The 22609-nt window shown below is 29.4% G+C and carries 20 protein-coding genes and 3 tRNA genes; 3 read left to right on the forward strand and 20 right to left on the reverse strand.

Annotation, left to right across the window (positions count from 1 at the left end; all coding sequences use genetic code 4):
• Positions 1-118 precede the first annotated feature (118 nt).
• Genes mutM through SALLE_RS03720 form a run of 6 tightly spaced genes read right to left on the reverse strand, consistent with a single transcriptional unit; the run spans position 119 to position 10057 of the window.
• On the reverse strand, positions 119-952 hold the full coding sequence (gene mutM / locus SALLE_RS03695) for a DNA-formamidopyrimidine glycosylase (protein ID WP_115558280.1): 834 nt from the start codon (positions 950-952) through the stop codon (positions 119-121).
• A 9-nt stretch (positions 953-961) separates the two neighbouring features.
• The gene (gene polA, locus SALLE_RS03700) at positions 962-3676 is read right to left on the reverse strand and encodes a DNA polymerase I (protein WP_115558726.1); all 2715 of its coding nucleotides are present in this window, start codon (positions 3674-3676) and stop codon (positions 962-964) included.
• Positions 3677-3732: 56 nt separating this feature from the next.
• Positions 3733-6765: a DNA polymerase III subunit alpha gene (locus SALLE_RS03705; RefSeq protein WP_115558281.1), complete on the reverse strand. Its 3033-nt coding sequence runs from the start codon at positions 6763-6765 to the stop codon at positions 3733-3735.
• A gap of 18 nt (positions 6766-6783) precedes the next feature.
• The gene (locus SALLE_RS03710) at positions 6784-7089 is read right to left on the reverse strand and encodes a hypothetical protein (RefSeq protein ID WP_115558282.1); all 306 of its coding nucleotides are present in this window, start codon (positions 7087-7089) and stop codon (positions 6784-6786) included.
• Positions 7055-8287: a tRNA uracil 4-sulfurtransferase ThiI gene (gene thiI / locus SALLE_RS03715; protein WP_115558283.1), complete on the reverse strand. Its 1233-nt coding sequence runs from the start codon at positions 8285-8287 to the stop codon at positions 7055-7057. The genes SALLE_RS03710 and thiI overlap by 35 nt, the downstream gene beginning before the upstream one ends.
• A 15-nt stretch (positions 8288-8302) precedes the next feature.
• A complete protein-coding gene (locus SALLE_RS03720; protein WP_115558284.1) occupies positions 8303-10057 on the reverse strand; it encodes a septation ring formation regulator EzrA in 1755 nt (584 codons plus the stop codon).
• 286 nt (positions 10058-10343) lie between these two features.
• Between SALLE_RS03720 and rpsD the strand changes: the two genes are divergently transcribed.
• A complete protein-coding gene (rpsD, locus tag SALLE_RS03725) occupies positions 10344-10961 on the forward strand; it encodes a 30S ribosomal protein S4 (RefSeq protein WP_115558285.1) in 618 nt (205 codons plus the stop codon).
• A 57-nt stretch (positions 10962-11018) separates the two neighbouring features.
• Here rpsD and SALLE_RS03730 read toward each other — a convergent pair whose 3' ends face one another.
• The 7 genes from SALLE_RS03730 to ytpR form a co-directional block, all read right to left on the reverse strand.
• Positions 11019-11756, reverse strand: a complete 738-nt coding sequence (locus SALLE_RS03730) for a hypothetical protein (protein WP_115558286.1) — start codon at positions 11754-11756, stop codon at positions 11019-11021.
• A gap of 17 nt (positions 11757-11773) precedes the next feature.
• Positions 11774-13021, reverse strand: a complete 1248-nt coding sequence (tyrS, locus tag SALLE_RS03735; RefSeq protein WP_115558287.1) for a tyrosine--tRNA ligase — start codon at positions 13019-13021, stop codon at positions 11774-11776.
• A gap of 12 nt (positions 13022-13033) precedes the next feature.
• Positions 13034-13579 (reverse strand): hypothetical protein, encoded by a 546-nt coding sequence (locus SALLE_RS03740; RefSeq protein ID WP_115558288.1) that lies wholly within the window; start codon positions 13577-13579, stop codon positions 13034-13036.
• Positions 13580-13595: 16 nt separating this feature from the next.
• Complete coding sequence (locus SALLE_RS03745) at positions 13596-13946, reverse strand: hypothetical protein (RefSeq protein WP_115558289.1); 351 nt, start codon at positions 13944-13946, stop codon at positions 13596-13598.
• A gap of 87 nt (positions 13947-14033) precedes the next feature.
• Positions 14034-15818 carry a coiled-coil domain-containing protein gene (locus SALLE_RS03750; RefSeq protein WP_115558290.1) on the reverse strand — a complete coding sequence of 595 codons (1785 nt, stop codon included), beginning with the start codon at positions 15816-15818 and terminating at the stop codon, positions 14034-14036.
• Positions 15819-15870: 52 nt separating this feature from the next.
• Positions 15871-16929, reverse strand: a complete 1059-nt coding sequence (locus SALLE_RS03755) for a nicotinate phosphoribosyltransferase (RefSeq protein ID WP_115558291.1) — start codon at positions 16927-16929, stop codon at positions 15871-15873.
• On the reverse strand, positions 16913-17536 hold the full coding sequence (gene ytpR, locus SALLE_RS03760; protein ID WP_115558292.1) for a YtpR family tRNA-binding protein: 624 nt from the start codon (positions 17534-17536) through the stop codon (positions 16913-16915). Before ytpR ends, SALLE_RS03755 begins: the two co-directional genes overlap by 17 nt.
• A gap of 92 nt (positions 17537-17628) precedes the next feature.
• Between ytpR and SALLE_RS03765 the strand changes: the two genes are divergently transcribed.
• Both SALLE_RS03765 and SALLE_RS03770 read left to right on the forward strand, forming a co-directional pair.
• The gene (locus tag SALLE_RS03765) at positions 17629-18459 is read left to right on the forward strand and encodes a DegV family protein (RefSeq protein ID WP_115558293.1); all 831 of its coding nucleotides are present in this window, start codon (positions 17629-17631) and stop codon (positions 18457-18459) included.
• A 15-nt stretch (positions 18460-18474) separates the two neighbouring features.
• Positions 18475-19332 (forward strand): DegV family protein, encoded by an 858-nt coding sequence (locus SALLE_RS03770; protein ID WP_115558294.1) that lies wholly within the window; start codon positions 18475-18477, stop codon positions 19330-19332.
• Between the two features lie 164 nt (positions 19333-19496).
• On the opposite strand, the gene SALLE_RS03775 is transcribed toward SALLE_RS03770, so the two are convergent.
• The 7 genes from SALLE_RS03775 to SALLE_RS03805 all read right to left on the reverse strand — a co-directional run bounded on the left by SALLE_RS03775 (position 19497) and on the right by SALLE_RS03805 (position 22547).
• A tRNA-Trp gene (locus tag SALLE_RS03775) sits at positions 19497-19572 on the reverse strand.
• A 37-nt stretch (positions 19573-19609) separates the two neighbouring features.
• Positions 19610-19685 (reverse strand) — tRNA-Trp (locus tag SALLE_RS03780).
• Between the two features lie 120 nt (positions 19686-19805).
• Positions 19806-20291, reverse strand: a complete 486-nt coding sequence (locus SALLE_RS03785; protein WP_115558295.1) for a Fur family transcriptional regulator — start codon at positions 20289-20291, stop codon at positions 19806-19808.
• 12 nt (positions 20292-20303) lie between these two features.
• Positions 20304-20528 (reverse strand): acyl carrier protein, encoded by a 225-nt coding sequence (locus SALLE_RS03790; protein WP_115558296.1) that lies wholly within the window; start codon positions 20526-20528, stop codon positions 20304-20306.
• 17 nt (positions 20529-20545) lie between these two features.
• Positions 20546-21022, reverse strand: coding sequence for a hypothetical protein (locus tag SALLE_RS03795; RefSeq protein WP_115558297.1), 477 nt, complete (start codon positions 21020-21022; stop codon positions 20546-20548).
• A complete protein-coding gene (locus tag SALLE_RS03800) occupies positions 21015-22388 on the reverse strand; it encodes a hypothetical protein (RefSeq protein WP_115558298.1) in 1374 nt (457 codons plus the stop codon). The genes SALLE_RS03795 and SALLE_RS03800 overlap by 8 nt, the downstream gene beginning before the upstream one ends.
• A gap of 83 nt (positions 22389-22471) precedes the next feature.
• Positions 22472-22547, reverse strand: a tRNA-His gene (locus tag SALLE_RS03805).
• Positions 22548-22609: the final 62 nt, after the last annotated feature.

A 22609-nucleotide genomic window follows, 5' to 3' on the forward strand; every position in this document is an offset into this window, starting at 1 on the left:
ATAAGTCCTGATGATTTAGACAAAAACAATTTTATTGGTATAAGTTGTAAATAAAAAACCTCTTTAAAAAACCATAAACAAACGGTTTCTAGAGGTTTTCCACATTTTAACATTGAATCTATTCCAAAACTTGACAAGTTTGACAGTAATAAGTACCTCTTCCATTTACCTTAATTTTAGTGATTGTATCACCACAAATTAAGCATGGCAATCCCACTCTTGTGTGGGCTTTCAAGTAATTTTGAAATTTACCATCAATTCCGTGAGCAGACTGATAACTGTCAATAGTTGTACCACCCAGTTCTACGGCTTTATTAAGGATTTTTCTAGACGAGGTGATTATCTGTTCAAAGTCGTCTAATTTAAGCTCATTTCCGCTTTTTAAGGGGTTAATTTTGGCATCAAACAATATTTCATCAGCATAAATATTGCCAATTCCTGAAATAATAGTTTGATCTAAAAGAATTGTCTTTATATGTTTACGCGATTTGTTAATTCTATTAAATAGATAGTTTGGTGTCACCAACTCGCTAAAGGGTTCGGGTCCAACAGTAGAAATTGGTTTTGAGTTTCTGAAATTATCCACATCCTGTCAATGTAGGGTTCCAAATTTTCTAGTATCGTAGTAAGATAATTGCATTTTATCATCAATAATAAAGGCAGCTTCTTGATGTTTTATATTTACTTGACTACCAATTTCTTCATAAAATCACTTACCTTCCATTCTTAAATGTGATATCAAAACCTTGTTATCAAAATGAAAAATAATATGTTTAGCAATTCTTTCAATTGAATTTATAGTTTGTCCGGTAATTTCAGTTTCAAACTGATTAATATTTGTAGGTTGTTTTAACAAATTTGGATAAATAATTTTAGCGGAGGTAATCTTTTTACCCACCACTAATTTCCTTAATGTTCTAACAACTGTTTCGACTTCTGGTAATTCTGGCATAATTCTCCTTTATTTTAATTCAAATCAATCATTTCCTTGACTTGAACTTACTTCTAATTCAACCAAAACCTTGTTATCAAAATTCATTATTTCAAATAGTTTTGATAAGGCTGATTGCATTTCTTCTTTAACAATTTTTTTAACAATTTCAGATTCTTCGCTTGGAACGTAAAATATTATCTCATCATGAATTTGAGCAATCATTTGGCTTTTTAAATTATTTTTAATAATACATTCATTAATATTTATCATAGCTAGTTTCAAAATATCAGCTGCGCTTCCTTGGATGGGAGCATTTAGAGCTGCTCTCTCCCCAAATTGTCTTACTTGGTAATTTGAACTCATTAGTTCATAAATAAAACGACGACGTTTAGTTATTGTCTCTACATAGCCATTAACCTTACCTTGATTAACTAATTTTTCTTTGTATATTAATATATCAGGGAAAGATTTAAAGTAAGCTTCAATAAACTTCTTCGCTTGTGGAATTGAGATATTTAAGTCATTTGATAAACCAAAGTCACTTAGTCCATAGATAATACCAAAGTTAAATATTTTAGCTGTACGTCGCATTTCATAACTTACAGTTTCGTTGGCCCCAATATTATAGATTAGTCTTGCAGCTTCGGTATGAATATCTCTTTTTTGACTAAAAATTTCCAACATATTTTTTTCTGGGGCAATCTGAGCCAAAACCCTTAATTCAATTTGTGAATAATCATAACTTTGATATTCCCAACCAGGTTCACTTGAGAATATTTTACGAACCGCCTTTTGATCTTCATCACGAATCGAAATATTTTGTAAATTAGGTTCAATTGAACTCAACCTTCCAGTTGTTGTCAAAGTCTGATTATATATTGTATGTACTTTGTTATCTGAAAAAATGTATTTCTCAAATCCTTTTAAATAAGTTGAGTAAAGTTTTGAAAATTTACGATGTTGCATTATTTTTTCAATAACCGGATTTAAATGACTTAACTTTTCTAATGCTTCTTTGTCCGTGCTTCCTTTGTGATAATCTGGTAACTTTAAATTTATGTATAATAATTCTTTTAGTTGCTTTGGCGAAGCAATATTGAAATCTTCGGTTACATGTCCTGAAACTAAATCTTTTATTTCGTTTTCTAATTGCTCAATCTTTAGTTTGATTTGATTTGTCTGCAATGCTAGTTCTTCACGATTCACATAAACACCGGCTTGCTCCATTTTAAATAACAACTTCGCAAATTTCAAATCGATGTTTTCATAAAGATTCATTAGATTTTCTGAATTTAAAAAGTCATAAGCAGGTTGCTTTGACTTAAGTAAGGCATTTGATTTTTTTGCTAAGTAACCAAATTTAACCTCAGGATCAATATTTGCAGTTTTCTTAACTCCTTTACCAAAAACATCTTCTGGCTCGACCACTTCAATTTCTGGTAAAATGGATCTCAAATAGTTTGAGAAAGTTGATTTCAAAGAACTATCCTTAATATAACCAACAAGCATTAAGTCATAAGTGATTGATTCTAAGTTAACTAAATAACCTAGATTTTTCAGTGCAGTAGTTCCTGATTTTAAATCATAGAAGTACTTTATTTTTTTTGGATCACTTAAAAATTTTTGAAGTTTTTCATCAATTTCTTTTTTTTCATTTCAATTAAATAAATTCAAGTCCCCTTGTTCGAATAAATTTAGAACAAAATTACCATTTTGATTACTGATCGAAATCCCGATTACATCTGACTTATGATAATTATTGTCTAGTAATTCAATAATTACAGCATTTTCTTCACACTCAAGTTTATCATCTCAATTTTTTAAAACTTGGTATTCGATTTTTTCCTCTTGATTAATATTATTCACTCGGTTTGACAGACGTTTAACTAGAGAAAACATTTCATATTTGTTCAAAAATTCAATTATCGCATCAATGTTTAAATTTATTTTTTCACATTTAAAGTTTTGAATTACAACATCAGTCTTAATGGTAGCAATTTCTTTGGAAAGTAAGGCAATTTCTTTGGAATCTATTAATTTTTTTTGGGTTGCTCCAGTAATTTCATCAATATTATTGTATATTTCCTCAAGACTGAAATATTTCTGTAATAAATTAATAGCACCCTTTTCTCCAATTCCACTAACACCCTTGATATTGTCACTTGGGTCTCCCATAATCCCTTTTAAATCTGGGATTTGCTCTGGTTTAATTGATCACTTTTCAAGTAATTCTTCCTCCCCAAAAACCAGTAAATCACTGACACCGGTTTTGGGAATTAGTATTTTTGTATTTGAATTAATTAATTGGAACATATCCTTATCACTAGTCAGGATTTCAACGAGATATTCTTCATTATCTTTAAACAGAATTTGAGAAATGCTACCAATGATATCATCGGCTTCAATATTTTCTATTTCAAAATAAGCAATATTAGCTGATTGAAGAAACTCGCGAACAATCGGGAATTGTGTTACTAGTTCATCTGGGGTTTTACTTCTTCCTGCTTTATAATCAGGCATTTTGTCGTGGCGAAAAGTTTTTTTCCCTTTATCAAAAGCAACAACAACATCATAGTAATCATTTTCATTGAGTAAACTTGAAAGCATATTCACAAAGGAATAAACCGCATTAGTTGGAATACCTGATTTTGTTCTTAAAATATTACCTGTGTAGGCAGAGGCAAAATAAGCTCTAAAAATTAGCGAATTTCCATCTACTAATAGTATTTTTTTATTTTTCATAATTATCATCCATTCCTTTTTAGTTTAACAAAAAAATAGCGATAATATCGCTATTTTTAGGTTGTAGCAAAACTTTTTAATACCTGGTTAAGCACTCCTGAAATTTTACCGTTATAAAGTTGTGTCTTAATTTCTCCAATTAAAATATCACCTTGATTCAATTGGTCTTTAAATTTGTTATAAACCGAAGAAAAAATAGTTATATCAATATGTCCGGTTTCATCTGAAACATCCAAAAAGACCATTTCATTATTATTTTTATCTAAATGAATTCTAAAATCATTAATTACAAATAAAATCGGGCTTTTCATTTCTGGTTTTGTTAAATCCTTAATAAAACTTAATCGATCAGAGTTTGCCAACTGATTTCTAATAATTTGTAATGGGTGTGAAGTAAAATAAAATCCTAACGAGTCTAATTCATAAAAAGACTTTTTAATTTCTGAATCAGGTTTAATTTCCAGCTGCGGGAAAGTAAAAGGATTAATTTTTTCGATATTTTGATTTAAATCAGCAAATAAAAGAATTTTATCCTGATTTTCAAGCAAGGTTTCGCGTGTAAATCCAAAGATATCCATTGCCCCAGATTTTACAAGATTTGAAAAGGTAGTTTTGTTTAAACCTCTTTTAAATGTTTTAGAACAAAAATTAAATAAATCAAGGAATGCTGTTTTGTCTATTTCCTTCAATTCCGCCAAATTTTTAATGAATTCTATTCCAACTTGTTTTACTAAAATTAACGGCAAGTATATTCCCACTTCATTTCCAAAATAATTTAAATTAACATTTTTAACATTTGGAGGGATAACCTTTATCCCCAATGCCCTAGCTTCTTCTAAATACTTGGCAGTTTTAGCATCGTTTCCAACAGCTGAGTTCAATAATTCACAATAAAACTCTGCTGTATAATTTTGTTTTAAATATGCCAGCCAGTAACCAATGTAAGAGTACGCGATTGCATGAGACTTATTGAATCCATAATTTGCGAATTTTAAAATTCACATTCAAATTTGCTTGGCTTTTTCAATAGTATAGCCTTTGCTAATTGCGCCCTCAACAAAATCTTCTTGCTCTTTTTTCATTAACTGAAGATCTTTTTTACCCATTGCCCTTCTTACAATATCTGCTTTTGCTAAACTAAATCCTGCTACTGTTTGTAGGATTTGAATAACTTGTTCTTGATAAACAATTATTCCAAATGTTGGTTCAAGAATAGTTTTTAAACTCTCATCTAGAATTTCAAATTTTCCCCCAGAATTTTTCCTTTTAATATATTCAGGAATATTTTCTTGAGGACCAGGTCGAAAAAGAGCTGAAGCAGCAGCAATATCATTAATTGATGACACTTTCATTTTAATAATTGTGTCCGTCATTCCCCCCGATTCTAGTTGGAATATACCTGTGGTTTTACCTTCTTGAAGACTTGTAAATGTAGGATAATCATTTACGGGGATTCTAGATAAACTAGTATTTATCTTACGGTTTCTTGAAACGGCTTTCAAAATATTATTTAAAGTTGTTAAATTTCTTAATCCTAATAAATCAATTTTAATTAAACCTAGGTCTTCTAAATAATTCATCGAAAATTGAGTCTGATTAATTCCGTTATAGCCAACTTTTAGTGGTACCACATCACGTAAATCAATATCACAAAAAACTAATCCCGCCGCATGAGTACCCGTTTGACGTGGAAGTCCTATAATTTTTTTGGCAACCGTATAAATTTGTTGATTATTTTTTAAAAATATTTTTAACTTAGGAAACTTTTCAATCGCGCCATCCAAGTCCCTTAAAAACTCATTACCAATTGGTTTGGTAATTTCGTTAATTTCATCTGGTGTTATACCAAAAACTCTGGCACAATCTCTTAAGGCATTTTTGGTACCAATTGTTTGATAAGTTGTAATTGTTGCGACATTAAAACGTCCATATTTTTCAAAAATGTATTCAATAACTTCATCACGGCGGTCATCTTGGAAATCAATATCGATATCAGGAAGCGAAATTCTCTCTGGATTTAAAAATCTTTCAAAAATTAAACCGTATTCAAGTGGATCAACTGTAGTAATTTGTAATAAAAATGAAACTAAAGAACCCACAGCACTACCTCTCCCTGGTCCTACTAAAATTTCTAATTCCTTAGCTTTTCTTACAAAGTCATAAACAACTAAAAAGTAGTCAGAAAATCCCATTTTAAAAATGGTATTCAACTCCGCTTCAAGACGTTCCAAATATATTTGTGGAATTCCAGGCATTTTCTTAAAATTTTTAAAGTAGCCTGTTAAACTTTGTTCACAAATTAATCTCAAATAATTATCTGATGGGATATTTTTGGTATTTGGGTATTTAATCAAATGTCTTTGTGGGTTATCGAATAAATTAAAATTACAATTTTCAAAAATATAATTTATGTTCTTTTTATGGACATCAAGTTCCAAAAATACATCCAATTCTTCATCACTATAATAAAAATAATTATTTTGGATTTCACTTTGTTCATTAATCCTAATATTTTCTTTAATTGCTTTTAAAATTTTAAAAGAAGCAAAATCTCTTTTGTCTAAATATTTTATTTCTTGGTTAAAAATAACTCTGGATTTAAATTGATAATCAATTTCGTTTGAATTCACATTCACACCAATAAATATTTTTTCTGATTCAAACTTTGATTCTAATTTTTTAAAAATTTCATGATTAAATAAGTTATTAAAACTTATTACTGCAATTAAATTTTTATTTATGTTTTCTAAGATAAAATCTCACTTTTCTATGTCATTTTTAAATTCGTGACACATTATCATTGAACTGAATTTTGAAATAGTTTGATATCCTTGTAAATTTTTTGCATAAAAGTTAATTGAGAAACTATTATTATCAATTAAAAAATTTATTGTTATTCCAACAATAGGTTTTAAGTTTCTTTTTTCTGCGGCTTTAACAAAATCAGCAAGACCATAAAGAGTTTCAATATCGTTGTAGATAGCGAATTGGAATCCCTCTTTTTTAGCAAAATCCAAGTATTCATCAATTGTTATTAAAGAGTCTTGGAAATTAAAACAACTTCTGACATTTAGTAACGGTGAGTACATAAACGATCACTTCGCTTTCTACCCTAAAATAATAAATAAAAGTACAGTAACAATTATTAAAGCAATTATCAAATAGATTGTAAGTCTGAAAATAATTGGGCCCTTTATTTTTACCTTCTTGCGAGTTATTTCCCCACTACTTAATTCAATGTAGTCATTATTATTTTGATTATTTTTACCAATTTTAGTAATTGTTAAATCTTCTTCATTGTAATCTTCTGTAAGGAGTGTGTCATTAACTTTTTCTTGACCAGAATTTCTTACTAATGAACCTTGAAAAATGCCATATTTACCCTTTTGGATCGATTTCGGTGCCTTCTTCACTTTCTTCTCATCTGCTTTCAATGATTTCACCTTCCCTTACTATATAATGTTTAATTGAATTTTTGATTGTAAATTCCAACAGTTCTTGTCACATAATCTGTTCTTCTTGTTGCTCTGCGCGATAACTTCTTGGTTTTGTAACTGGATTTTTAGGCACATACATACTACAAACATCATCAAATGGTAATATTGAAGTTTCGTATGTATCAATTTGTTTTGATATTTTTATTATTTCCTCTTTATCGAAAGTAACTACTGGACGAATGATTGGGATATTTGTTACTTCATCAATTACTCCAATACTTTCGATTGTTTGACTAGCAACTTGTCCTAATGCTTCTCCTGTAATTATTGCTTTAGCATTTATTGTTGCTGCTAACTTATTCCCAATTCTGATAAACATACGTCTCATTAAAGTTATGCGATAAGATTCATCTTTAATATGCATTAATTCTTGTAATAATAACCCAAAGTCACAAATATATAATGAAAAAGTGTTTTGGTTAAAACGAGATATTTTTTTAGTTAAACTAAAAACTTTATCTAAGGCTTCAGGAGTAGTATGAGGGGGGGTCATAAAATGCAAGAAATCAACTTGCATTCCTCGCTTCATTGCAAGAAAAGCAGCAACTGGAGAATCAATTCCTCCCGAAAGCATACAAATTCCTTTTCCGCTAACTCCAACCGGTAGACCCTTTAGGGCATTAATTCTTGAAGTAAAAATATAGGTTTTGTCATTTTTTACGATAACTTCCATCTTAGTATCGGGATTATGAACATCAACTTTTAAATTATCGGTATTCATTAGAATTTCTTTAGCTAAAATTTGTTTTATTTCTTGGGAAGTCATTGGAAAAGTTTTGTCTTTTCTTTCGACCTCCAACTTAAAAGTTCCCGTTTTTGCTTCTTTGGCAATTTTTAAGGCTAACTGAGCAATTTTTTCAATATCATTTTCAACTTCATCTACAACAGATAAAGAATAAATCCCAAAAACATCGGTAAGATTATCTAAAACGGGTTTCAGTAATTTATCATCATTTAAGTCAATTTTTAAGCTGTTGTGACTTTTAATAAACACAATTTCTTCGCGATATGGTTTTAATTTAAACTTAATATTCTGCATAAGTTTGTTGATAAAGAAATTTCTATTAGAACCCTTAAGCGTTAATTCTCCATACCTAACTAAAATGTGTTTCATATTATGTCCCCTTTTCTATTTTCTTTGGTTTTTACTTTTTAAATTATTAATTTGTTTAAATGAATAACCAATTAATTGATCTAAATGGCGATTGTGATAATATTGTTCTGCAGTAGCAATTACTTGTTCAGCTCCTGGGTGTGTATCCACAAATCTTTCCATATAGAGAATGATCTCTTGAGAAATAAAATCTAAGAAAATAGTGTCATTAATTTGGCTAGATAATTTTCATGCTCGTTTTGCTAGATCATTGATTTTTTCTGAAATATATTTTTTTTCTTCTTCACTATCAGCATGAATAATTTTCTTTTCTTCAAATTCATTAATAGCTTGATTTAATTCATTTATAGGCATTAAGTATTTTTTTAACTCTGGCACACTTCGATGTTGGTTGATTTTAACTTCACATTGGCTCAATATTGATTGCACAAAAATAACATCATTTAGTAGATGTTCCATACTTGAAGTTTTACCCTCGATTTCTAAAACTGAATTTTCTAAGTTTTCAACATTTTGAAGTGCTCTTTGAATTACAATTTTTGAATTATTTTTTAGAGTTTTTAAATCTAAGTCCGCTAAATTTGAACTAGTATCAATTATAGCAAAAATTTTGTACGCTAACTCTTTTGTTTTCAAAAATTCATAGCGAGTTTTTTCAAAGTTATTTCATTCAGGGCTTGGAGCTTTGTTAATCGCTTTAATTGAGCGATGAGCTTTTTCTATATTAGCACAAGCGGTATCAATCTCTTTAATGAAATAGCGCATTTTTTCATCATTACTTTCAAAAAAGTTCTTTAGACTGTCGTCGTATTCTACCTCATTGGTAAATTTGTTAATCAAATCAAAAATTTCAGCAAGTAGTTTGTTTGCTTTTTTATACTGTAGTCGCTTTAATTCATTATTAATTTTAATTCTTAAAGTATCAACATTATGTTCTAATATTGAATATTGTTCTGCAGTTTTAGTAATTCGCTCATTTACTTTACCAAATGTAACATATTTATTTTTTAACTCAATTAATTTATTAGGAACTGTTGTTAATATAGTTGAAATTATGGTTGGGATATTATCTAGAAGTTCAATTAAGAAAATTAAGCTGTTGTCAATTTTGTATAAAACATCCCAAGACTTACGATAATTACCTTCTTCTAGTTCAATGTAAAACTCCTCAAAAAATCCCTCAATTTGTTGAATTGTATTTGCTAGTTTTAATTCATCGATTTCAATTTTACCAAAAGTCAACATAGTTGCTTCTTCTTTTAACTCTTGAAAAACCTCTCTTACCAAAATTGAGTTACTTCTTTGAATTAATTCTATTTCTATTGCATCTTCAATTTCTTCGTTAATTTCTTGAACTTTTCTTTGAATTTCTTTTAAGGTTAAATAAATTTCATTAACTTTTTTATAATTGGAAATTAATGGTAAAGTTGCCTTACGGTTATTTATGATTCCACTTAAAGAATCAAAGATTTTTTTTAATTCCTTTTCAAATAGTAGTTCGTATTTAGTTCTTCAAACCATTAATTCTTGTTCAAAAACCTTATTTACATTGTTAATATTTGATATTCTTTGCAAATGAATCTTTAAAGGTGTTCGCTTTAATATATCAATTAAATCTACTGATTGGGCAATTTTTGAAATAATAGCTCGATAAATACAAAAAATACTTATTAAAATAAAGAATATTACTAGTAAAGCAAAAAAAATGCTTCAACCGATCAAGTTGGCAGTACTTATATTTGAACTTAATAAAAACGAAATTTTTGCCATAAATACCTCTTAAGAATGATTATAGCATAATAAAAATCATTGAAATAGTTGCATTACCTATTATTAGCGGTTAAAAAATAGTAATTAGCGAGGCTTTTCAATTGACTATTTTTGAGATTTGTATATAATTATTTTGTTATATAAGATATCTGCGAATAAGTATGTCAGAACAATTGTTTATTAACAATTTACAGTAACCTTTAGCAGTAAAGGCGAATTTATAAACTTTATCTGATAGGGCTTATTTTTATCTCATGTTAACAAAGAAAAACTTTAGGAGGCTTAAATGTCAAGATACACAGGATCGACATTCAAAAAGGCTCGTAGATATGGTTTCTCTATTTTAGAAAATGGGAAAGAATTTAGTAAAGGTAAAAAACGTACAACAGCACCAGGTCAACACGGTTCAAAACGTGTTAAATTATCTGGTTATGGTTTACAAATGCAAGAAAAACAAAAAGTTAAATTCATGTATGGTTTAACTGAACGTCAATTTAGAAATACTTATGCAAGAGCAAAAGGTATGCAAGGAATTACAGGTACAAACTTCTTACAACAATTAGAATCTCGTTTAGATAACATAGTTTATCGTATGGGACTTGCTATGACAAGACAAGGTGCAAGACAACTTGTAAACCACGGTCACGTTTTAGTAAATGATAAAAAAGTTGATATTCCATCATACAACGTTAAAGTTGGAGATAAAATCAAAATTAAAGAAAATATGGCCAAAAATTCAAAAATTGTTGAAGCATTAACTAATAACCAAGCTACTGTAGCTTTTGTTAAATTTGATAAAACAAAACTTACAGGAGAATATGTTCGTTTCCCAGAACGTTCTGAATTAAACCAAGAAATCAACGAAGCACTTATAGTTGAATGATACAACCGTTTAATTAAGTAATCAAACTACTAAATAAATATTTGTAAAATAAAACCTTCAGATTAATCTGAAGGTTTTTTAATTGATTTGTTTTAAAATGTCTTGAACAATGCTTGTTGTCATTATAAAAGAAGAAGACTCTGAAATAACTTTTGCTGTACTGATTGTAAAGAAAGCTAAGTTATCAAAATCATTTGCTCCACCTGTCATTTTTGAAGAAATTTCTTGGTTAGCCGCTTTTAAGAATTCATCATTTGCAGATAAAAGTTTTTTTGTCTGACTAACAATTTTATTAAAATCATCAGCTTTGAAGACATCGCTTAAATTATTTTCAAAAAACTTAAAATTACTTGAATTTTCATTTTTTTTAATAAATGCATCAAAAGCTCTCATAACGTTTGAAATTTGATTTTTTAACAGTTGAATTGCAAAGCTGTTGTTAACTGTTGAATTATTTAAATTCTCAACTTCAGCATTATTTCCCAAGTACTTAATTTTTGAAATACAAGTTACTGCAGATTCTAAATTGCTTTTAACTATTTTTGAAAAAACTACGGACTTCATAAAGTCTTTCATTTCTTGTTCATTTTTAATGTCAATATTGTTTGTAATAGATTCTACTTTGTCAATACTATCTGATATTAAGATTATTAAATCCTCAAGTTTTTCATTAGAGTTTTCTTTTTCAATTTTTGAAGAGAGATTAGCTAACTCTGCTTTTAATAAAGATTCATTCGGAAAGATGTCTTTCAACTCTGAACAATAGTACTCAACTAACGATTTTAAATTACTTATTCCTATATCGCTTAATAACATTTTTAAACCCCCACTTTTTACTTAATTATAATAACATAATACTTTCTTTTTCCTCTTTTGATAACGTAGAAAATTTTATCAATTGCTTGTATATTTTCAATAAAAATATTTTCATCTTTTAGTATTTCATTATTAATAGTAATAGCCTTTTGAGCAATAAATTCACGAAGCTCTCTTTTTGAAGTTCCTACCCCAACCTTAATTAAGGAATCTAGGATATTAGTTTTTTTATCAATTTCACAACTTGGTAAACTTGAGATTGCACTTTTTAGAACATCAGTTTGTAAACTTAAAATTTCACCATTAAAGAATGCTTTTGAAATTTCTTGAGCCTTTTTTAATCCTGCTTCACCGTGAACAAATTTGGTAGTTCACTCTGCTAAATTTATTTGCATAATTCTTTTGCTTGGTTCTTTTTTATGATCATCAATAATTTGGTTAATTTTTTTCTCATCAAAGTCTGTTAAGAATTTTAAAAGCATTTCACAATCATTATCATCTTGATTAAAGAAGAACTGGTAGAAATCGTATTCACTTGTTTTGCTTGCATCAAGTCATACAGCCCCTGATTCGGTTTTACCAAACTTGGTACCATCCTTTTTGGTAAGCAAATTCATTGTGATTCCAGCTGCGTGAGAATTCTCTTTACCCAGTTTTGAAGAAATATAATCAATTCCACTTGTTATATTTCCTCACTGATCACTACCCCCAATTTGTAAATAGCAATCATTGTTTTTATACAAATGATAGAAGTCATAAGCTTGCAACATTGTGTATGAAAACTCTGTTACACTAAGTCCAGTTTCAACTCGAGTTGCAATACTTTCCTTTGCCAATAAATAACTTAAGTTAAATGATTTACCAACATCTCTTAAAAACTCAATTAAAGTCATTGGTTTTAATCAATTAGCATTATTTTCAAATTCAACTTTTGAAATCATTTTTTTTAATTGAGCGTTTATTCCTTTAACATTAATTTCTAGTTGTTCATTTGTTAAAAAAGCTCTTTCATCTTTTTTAAAACTAGGATCGCCGATCATTCCAGTGGCTCCCCCAACAACAGCAATGGGTTTAAATCCTGCTTTTTGAAATCTTAGTAGGTTTATGATTTGAATTAAATGTCCAACATGTAACGAATCAGCTGTTGGGTCAAAACCACAGTAAACTCCCTTACCGTTTTTTTGAGCAAATTCTATTTTTGCTTCATTTGTGAATTGTTTAAGTAATCCTCTTCATTCCAATTCCTTTAAAATATTCATCTTGATCTTCCTTTTTAATTATTCTGCAACTGTTTTTTTTGTTTTAATTTTTCGAATCGAAGTTTTAGTTTCTGAACTATTTAACTTTTCCTCAATTTGTTGGTCACTTGGTTGGTGAGTTTTTTTCGAAACCTCAATTAATGGTCCATTTGATTTTTCATAAATATCTGTTGCTCCATCAATTGCACTGACAGTCATTCCAGCAACATCTTTTGTGATAGCAATTACATTGGGTGACATAGCAATTGATTTACCAATTTTTAAAGCACCGACTCCAATTTTCTCTAAGGCTTTATAAGCAATTTCCTTTGTTTTAGCTAAATCTAATTCTTCACTAGCCAAACGCACAGAATCAAGTTGCATTTCAATATTAGCAACTACTTCATCTGATTCTTGTCCTTGAGATTTTTCTCAAACCTCTTCTAAAGTGATTATTAATTTTTTAATTTGTGGTCGATACTTCTTCAAACTTTTCATAAAGTCCGCTCTTAACTCAACACCTTTTTTTGGTGCTAACATCATTCCTAAAGTTACTCAGCCAGCTATTTTTATCAATTTAAACATTTAAAAATCCACCTAACTAATCCGCTGAATTTGCAAATTCACGTAATTTATCAACTAATTTATAAGCGATGTCACGATTTTTGGTTGCAACTTTTACTCATGATTTAACATTTCTTTTAGCGAAAGCATCAAAAATATCAATATAATTTGAAGCTTTGGCAATTGTTTCCACTGAAGCGTTCAGCATTTCTGATTTATAAGCTAAATCTTCAAAGAAATAGTCAACTTTTTTAGCTGCAACTCCGATTTTTCTTAAAGTAGCCATTGAGTAGAGAACCAGGATAATTGTAAGTACAAGTAAAATAAAAATCAAAACAATCTGAGTTGTTTGAACTGAAGTATTTGCTAATAATAAACTATTTTTCATATCTAATCTGTCCTTTTACTACTACAATTATACATTATAAAAAAGATTATGATTTTTTTTTGTCAAAAATCATAATCTTCTTGTGTATTAATTTTTAAAATAGTCTTTTCATCTTTTAGAATCAGAACTGGTGATAACTTCTTTAAATTCAATTGTGTCAGCTTTATTATCCAATTCACGAGCCTTGGCCATTACCATTGTGTTATTTCAACCCTTTTGATTGGCCTTAGCAACCGGAATCTCCATAGTTAAAGTCAAATTAGCTTTTTCATTCATTTTCATCATTCGTTCAAAAATAGGATTTCTATCGCGCATATATTGTAAGTTACCATGATTTTGAAGTTGCTTATGATAATTGGACTGCCAAGAATCTTTTGGTTGAGCAACTCTCTCAAATCCCCCTTTTGCAACCTGGGAATTGATTACCTTTAATTTATTTGCTCGACCTGCAGAAGCAATGCTGGCATTTTCATAAATTTGCTTACGACGATCTTTTAAACTAAGGTTTTGAAAATCAGATTTAATCTTGGGCATTTCTTTATTAATCTTACGCATCGCCTTAACAAAGTTACTTTTAGTTTCAATTGTTTTTGAAATTAATTCTGGAGTTTGTAGGTCGTTATTTTCTAGCAATTCAATGCTCATTTCCATCTCACTGGTTTTTTCAATTAAACGATCAATTTTCTTTTCCAATTTTGCAAAGTTTTTAGAAATTGATTTGAAACTTTTTTCTTGTTGATTTTCTGGTAACTTTTTAATTGATTCTAGACTCTCTAAAAACACCTTTTCTCTTGGCAAAATTAAAGTTGGATCTAAAAAACGATCATTACCACGACTATTAATTTTATCTTCACTAATTTGATTTCTTTTACGAGGAATTATTAGGTTAGGTTCTTTTTTTGTTGGAGTGGTTAAAGGACTTGGGTTTTGAATTGAACTATTACTTGCCTTTTTGTTTAACAGTTCTAGTGACTTTTTTAGAGCCTTTTTCTCCTCTTCATTTTTTTGTAAATATTTTTGGGTTTCTTTGATCAATTCTTCTGAATGCGGTTTTTTACCATACATTTTTTGAAACTTATCAATCTTTTTACTTAACTCTTCTAATTCTTTTTGTTTTTCATTTAAAAGAATTTCTTTTTCAGATAAAATTTTAAGTTTTTGTTCGATATTATCTTGAATCATAATTAACTCGTTAGTTCTTTCAATATCAAAATCATCTTGACCAAGTTCTAATGTATGTGATTTATGGAAACGATCTGCTTTTTGAGAATTTTTCTCAGCTACTCTAAAATTAAATGATTTTGTGCTTGCTAAAGTATTATCCAAATTATTTTCGCGTTTTTTGGCTTGTTCAGCTTCTAAACGACGAGCTCTTTGTAAATCAGTTTCATAACCTTTTTGACTATTTTGTTCTAAATAATCACGAGCACGATTTGAGTAACTATTTAATTCTGATTTTGTTAAATCAGTATATAAGTCATCGGAATGAATTCCTGATTTTCTCGCTTCTTCAATTCTTCTTAATTTTGAAATTACAGGATTGCTTTCCTCTAATTCACTAATTAGATTTTCGCTGTTTTTTTGAGCATTGGCAATCACTTGACCAAGTTGGCCCGAAAGAGCCGGCTTTTTGGCACGCAAGGTTTCTAAGTGTTCCTTAACCAAAGCTTGGTTTTCTTGTTCTGAAATACCAACTTGTTGACCCACAGGATTGACATTTTCATCAGAATTTTTATCAGAAAAAACTGGATCCAAGTTTAAAATTGGATCATCATCAAAAGCTCAGTGATTTGGTTGTCTTTCTTTAACTCCGTCCTCAACTGAACTAGTTTTGTCATTTTTATTTTCATTTTTTTTCTTAAATAATCCCATAAATATTCCTCTTACTCTTATTTTACTATTTTTTAATATTAATTAAAGTCTTTTAGTTAATTCTTACCAAACGGCTTGATTCAATATATTCACGACCAAATTTTGCCTGTTTAACACCATTTAGCAGAACACTGTCCCCAGTAAAACTAGATACTGATTTTGTAATAGCTTCTCCAACCCCATAAATATCAACAGGAGCATTTTGTCTTTCAAATTGACTAATTTTTTGAGAATCAAAACCTGAAGAAACAATGATTTTTACATGACCATATCCTTCTTGGTCCAAACTGCTTCTTAGTCTTTTTACTAATTCAACATTAACACCATTTAATTCCTGTCCCTTTTCAGGTTTAATACTTTGTAAACTCTTATCAACTAGATTTTTAGCAGTATCAATTCTGACAAATTTCAAGCGCTCTTTAAACTCCTTACAACATTTCAACGCATCAGTAATACAGTCGTTGTTATAGTCAATTAAAGCCACCAAAGGAACTTGCGGATAGGTTTTCTCAAAATCTTTAAGAGCAGCAATTAAATCTCCATTATAGGCTTGAATTAAAGCGTGAGGCATTGTTCCTGATGGCTTTTTAACTCTTAAATCATCGATAAATTCAATGGCAGCTAAGGAAACAAAATTGGTCATGCCTCCGTGATAAGAAGCCAATCCGTCAAATGCTTGATTAAAGTAAATATCGGCGCGGTCATTCATATTTAAAACTGTTTTTGAACCTGCAGCTTGCATAATTCTAGCCGAGTTGGTAGCCACACTTGTCATACGAGATAAAATCCCATCAATCATCCCTTCAAGAAAACCAAAGTCTTGATAGTGACCAGTTATTCTCAAAACTGGCTCTAAAGGGTTGATTATGCTGGTTTCGGGTAATGCTCAAATTTCTAATTCTTCAAATTTTTTGCAAGAAAATTTTAATAATTCAATAACTACATCAATCCCTGAAAGAATTGCATTTTCAGTTCTTTGAAAAAATTGCATAGTAATTTTTGCTTCTGGATTATTTTTTTCTAAAATTGTTTTAGTTTTAATAAAGTAGTCTGCTAAGTATTCGTTATTTAAAACTCTTTCGTCAAAGTGGTACTTATTTGCTTTCAAAATTTTCTTCTCTCACTTTCATGAAGTCCTGTCCTATATATTTTTCTCAATTCTTATCTAAAATGATGATTCCATCGCTAAAATTATGATTTTTTAGTTTTAGTTCGTTAGCCGAGCACAACATTCCAAAAGATTCAAATCCTTTTAGTTTTGAAGGCTTAATTTGTTGTCCGTTTGGCATTCAAGTCCCAATCGTAGCTAAAACAACCAAGCTATTAACAACTACATTTTTAGCACCACAAATAATTTGCAACTCATTTTCTCCATCATAAACTCGACAAAGATTTAGATGAGTTTCAGGGATTGGCTCAGCTTTTACTATTTTAGCAACGGTTAGTTGAGGTGAGTGAGTGATTGGATTTATTTTTAACTCTTTTAATGATTTATTGACAATTTTAATAGCTTCAGGACTATGACTAACAAGTCCGGGATTTAAACCTGTTTCCTTGCTGATTTTTAAAATATTCAGACTTACTAAGTCATTATCATCAAAAATGGCTATCATATCCTCTTTTTTAACTACTATAGGTTTAATTAAACTTGAATCGCTTCAAGTTACTAATAATGATTCAAATTGTTCATTATAATACATTCCTACTTTTGAATTCATTTGATTATCTCCAAACTATTTAAATATTTCTATTGAATATTATTATATCAATTATATAATATTATAGTCTCAAAAAGATGGAGGAAATTAAAATGAAAATTGCAATATTAACAGATTCATCATTTGATGGTAATATGAATGAATTTAAAGATTTATTCAAAGTACCACTAATGATAACAAGAGATAACGGTCAGCAGATAAAAGATGACGAAAATCTAAGTTATGATGATTTTTATAAAATGCTTGAAGTTGAAAAACTCAAGACATCACAAACAATTCCCGAAGAAATGTTAAACAAATGAGATGCCTTATTAAAAGATTATGATCAAGTGATTGTAGCCTTACTTTCAAAGGGTTTATCAGGTCAGTATAACACAGCAGTAATGCTTGCAAACGATGAGCCATACAAAGGTAAAATTATTGTTATTGATACCAATGGTGTAAGTGTTGTTTTAAGTAGGATTATTGAGAAAATTACAGAAATGATAAATGATGGCAAAGATGGTTATGAAATAAAAGAAGTAATCGAAAGTAAAACTAACAAAGATTTCAGAGGATTTATCATTCCTAAAAATTTAGAAGTTTTAAAGCGAGGTGGTAGAATTAAACCAGCTGCAGCTGCATTAGCTAAGCTTTTAAAAATAACACCAATTTTAAGATATGATGGAGAAATTGATAAATTCGATACAACTAGAACCTTTAAAAAGGCAATTAAGGAGTCTATCGAGCAAATTAAAAAAGAGTGTCCTGAAGCAGATACAATTGATATCAGTTATTCAAAATCTGAGCAGTCATTGATGGATCAGGTGAAAGAACTTGTCTTAGAATCAGGAATGAAAATCGGAAAATTCGATCAATTATCAAACGTGATAGCAACCCACACTGGAACAGAAACGTTCGCGTTAATGTGCTGGTTGAGTTAAAGGAGTAAAAGAAGAATGAAAATAGGTGTTTTATTAGATAGTTCTAGTGGAACTACGAACGAAGAACTAAAAGGAACCAACATCGAGGTAATCCCTTTGCACATTATTTTAGAAGATGAAAGCGATTTAAGCGATACAAGAGAAAATATCGAAAAATATGATGTCTATAAAAGAGTTAACGACAAAGAAAACGTTAAAACTAGCCAAGCATCACCAGGAGAACTTGAGATCAAGTATACTGAAATGCTTAAAAAATACGATCATATCATTCATATTACTATAACTAAAAATATTTCAAGTATGCAAGATACTGCAGTTATGGTTTCCAACCAAGAAGAGTTCAAGGGTAAAATTACAGTTCCAGAACATAATCTGGCAGCAACAGCAATTAAGGACTGTGCTTTATATCTGAACAAACTAATTAAAGAAGATGAGAAAGATGTAAATACTTTAGTTAAGAAAATTACGGAATTTGAAAATAAATTTATAGCAATAATCGTGCCAGGTGATTTATCAAAACTAGCAAAAGGTGGCCGAGCAGTTAAAATTTTTGCTTCAATCCTGAATGCTTTTAAAACTAAAGCAGTTATTCACTGGGCGGCAAAACCCAAAAAAATTGCCATGGCAAGAAAGTTAAGTATTATTATCGAAAAAGTTTCAGGAATGCTTGATAAAACTTACGGTAAAAACGGTTATAACTTAAAATTATTGACAACATGAGACATCCCTAAGAGACTTCTAGAGAACACTCGCTCAGAATTAGAGGCAGAAGGAATTAAATTTGAAGAAGCTTACCTTCCATCAATTTATGCAGTTCATGCAGGAATTGATACTTTAGGTTTTGTAGCATATAGCAAAGAATTTGATTACTAATTAAAAATTTAAAAAACACCTTTAAAAGGTGTTTTTTTAGGCTCAAATGAGGTTATTTGATATCTTGTTAGACATTTTTACATCTTATTTACAAATTGCATTAAATCACCCATTTTATTACCATAAATAAAAAAGCCACTAAGTGGCTTTAAAAAAGTTAAATTTGGCAGGGGTGACAGGACTTGAACCCGCGACACTCGGATTTGGAGTCCGATGTTCTACCAACTGAACTACACCCCTATAAAAAAAGACCACTTTGTGGTCGTTTGTTTTTAAATGGCAGGGGTGACAGGACTTGAACCCGCGACACTCGGATTTGAAGTCCGATGTTCTACCAACTGAACTACACCCCTATTTTTCAACAAAATAATTATACTTCATTTTTGCAAAAATTTCATTAAAAAAATCAAAAGTGGGTCATTTTAACCCACTTTTATTTTTATAAATTAAATTCTAAAACTAAATTTTATTTATTAAAATTTCTCAACAATTTTGTTTTCGTGAGTCATATCAACTTGTTGTTTTCCTTCAATTCGACATGTATCACATATACCGTGAGCCTCGATTTTTAAATGATTACTTGTAAGATTATTTTCTTTACAAATCTTCTTAATTTCCTCAAGAACACTATTTTGTTCTTCTGATTCTTCCACATGCAATACTTTTGCACATAAATCACATTTTAAGTGAATTGAGCTATCTCCTAGAACTTCATAAATAATATGTTTACCGTTGAATGTATTGGCAAAAATTAAATGTTCATTTAGAAGCATGTCTAAAGTATTATATACTGACATTACATTTACTGAACCAAATTCTTTTTCAACCTCTTTAATGATCGCGCTTGCTGACACGTGTTGTTTTCTAGTGATTACCTTGATTATTGATAATCTTGCTCCAGTTAGTCTTACACCTTTTCTTTTTAAGGATTGAACCATTTTCTCGTACGTTAAAGTCATCTTTCTCCACCTTTATTTTTTTAATTCTGCAATTATTTTTTCGAGTTGCCCTATTGTTTGAATACCCGGCAATTCATCATCTGGTATTGTAAATCCCAGATTTTCTTCTAATTCAACTACTAAATCCATCAAATCTAAAGAGTCAAGACCAAGATTTTTGAATAAAGTGTCTTTGTTTATTTCACCTTTTGCGCCTTTTTGTTTAAGAGCTTTTTTAATTTCTTCAAAATATTTCATTTAATAAACACCTCTTTCTATTTGAAGTTTTTAACCTTATAAAATCAATGATAAATAAATTGTTCATTTGTCCCGTAAATTACTTCTATTTCTGTTGGTGTCTTTTTATCATTCACCTTAAAGAATAATCTTGAATTTATCGGAACTGGTATCAAGTACAATCATTTTTTAATAAAACTATACTTAAAAAATTCTAAGTTAAAGTAGTAGTAATATAAATTTCGATCCTGTTTAATGCTGGTAAAATTTAAAACCTCGTTAACACTAAATTTTAAATTTTCAGCGGGTAGTCCAAGAATTCTGGTTTCATTAGTTTTGGCTGGCGTTATATCATTGGTTTGCTGTGGATTTAGATCCTTAATCACTTCAGATTTAAAATCTATTTTATTGTAAAAATATTGTTTTACAATTCCATAAGCTAATGATGATAGCGAAACTGTTGTTAGTGAAAAAATAAGTAAAAAAATTAAATTTTTTTTATTTTGCCTAAACATCTTTTTCGGCCAGGCTCTCTAATTCTTGAAATTCAGCAAAATTAAGATCATTGATATTTACAAAACGGCTGATTATGTCGGGAGTAAACAAAAAACAAATTTTAAATTGTTCTATTGAGTCTCCATTAATAATATTATCATATTTATTTAGAAAAAACATATTATAATTGGAAATTGACTCACTAAATAAAGGAATTTCTAGACTTATATCCATTCCTGATATTTTGATATTCATGTCTAAAAGAATCGGATCTAAGAAATTAGGATTTTTAACTAGACCCCTGGCTCCCTCCCCATAAAAAGCTGGCCTAACAGTGTTTAAAAAGGGGTCAAATACAGTTCTATTGGCGATACTCACGTCGTAATTAACCGTGTTTTTATTATACCCTTTCAAAAAAGAATTATCTTGAATTATTTTCGGTTCTAAATTAACTGCATATGCTTTATCGATTTTTCGACCCGTAAGAGATCTTAAATTAAATTTTATAAATGGTAGTTGATTAATAATTAGTCCATTTTGGATAGAATTAAAAAAGTTTTCACTAAGGCCAAAATTCTCTAATTCTTCTTTTTCAAAGTCTTTATTTAAAGTGATTTTGGTATCAATGTTTATTAAACTGTCAGCAACCGGGATAGGCAATTTTCATGGTCTTTCAAAGTCTATCAAAATTTTTCTATTAAAAATTGAGCGGTAGTACCTAATTTCTTTAACATTGGGGTTGTATTGTAAATACGCAAAGGCCAGTGAATCATCTTTAAAAACATGTAAATCTATATTTTTTTCAAAATTACTTTTTTGGTTTTTATGATTATTAATTGTGATTAAGCCCTGACTTACATTTTTTGATTTTTTATAATTATTATTCTGTTCATCAATTCCTCCTTCATAATTTAATTCATATTGGATTAAATTACTTCCATTTAGATTTATTTTATTAACTGGGATTTCAAATTTTTGAAAACCTTGATAGCCTTTGTAGTCCTTTATATTTCACTTTAAGTTTCCGAAACTAAAAGCTTCATTTTTACTTTTAACTATTTCGCTTGTAATATCACCATTTTTTGCAAATAGTCTTAAATTGACATTTCTTATATCAATTTTCATATCTCAACCGTTTTGAATATATCTTTCCAAAGTTTTGCCACTTTTTCCTATAGCGGAAATATTTGGGCGTAAGTAAATATCATAATGGGCATTTTTCTCTGAACCCATTTGTTGATTAACAAAAACCGCATCCAATCCTATTCAAACATCTTCTTCTTCTGGACCTGTTATTGCATTCACTTTAAGCATTTGGCTATCGATAAATTCAGATGTTATTACTTCATCGTTGTTAAATCTTGTTTTATTGATTATTTCGTTCATTTTTACCTCCAAATTTGATTCGTAAAAAGAGTAAATCTGAACAAAAAAACCTAGCAATAATGCTAGGCGTTAGTATCTTATAATGGGGCGTATAAAGGGAATTGAACCCTCGAATGCTGGAACCACAACCCAGTGCGTTAACCACTTCGCCATATACGCCATTTCTGTTGAAATACAACAAAAATATTATACAAAAAATAATAATTATTTACAAATAAAAT

Source organism: Spiroplasma alleghenense (assembly GCF_003363775.1).
Classification (GTDB): domain Bacteria; phylum Bacillota_I; class Bacilli_A; order Mycoplasmatales; family Mycoplasmataceae; genus Spiroplasma_B; species Spiroplasma_B alleghenense.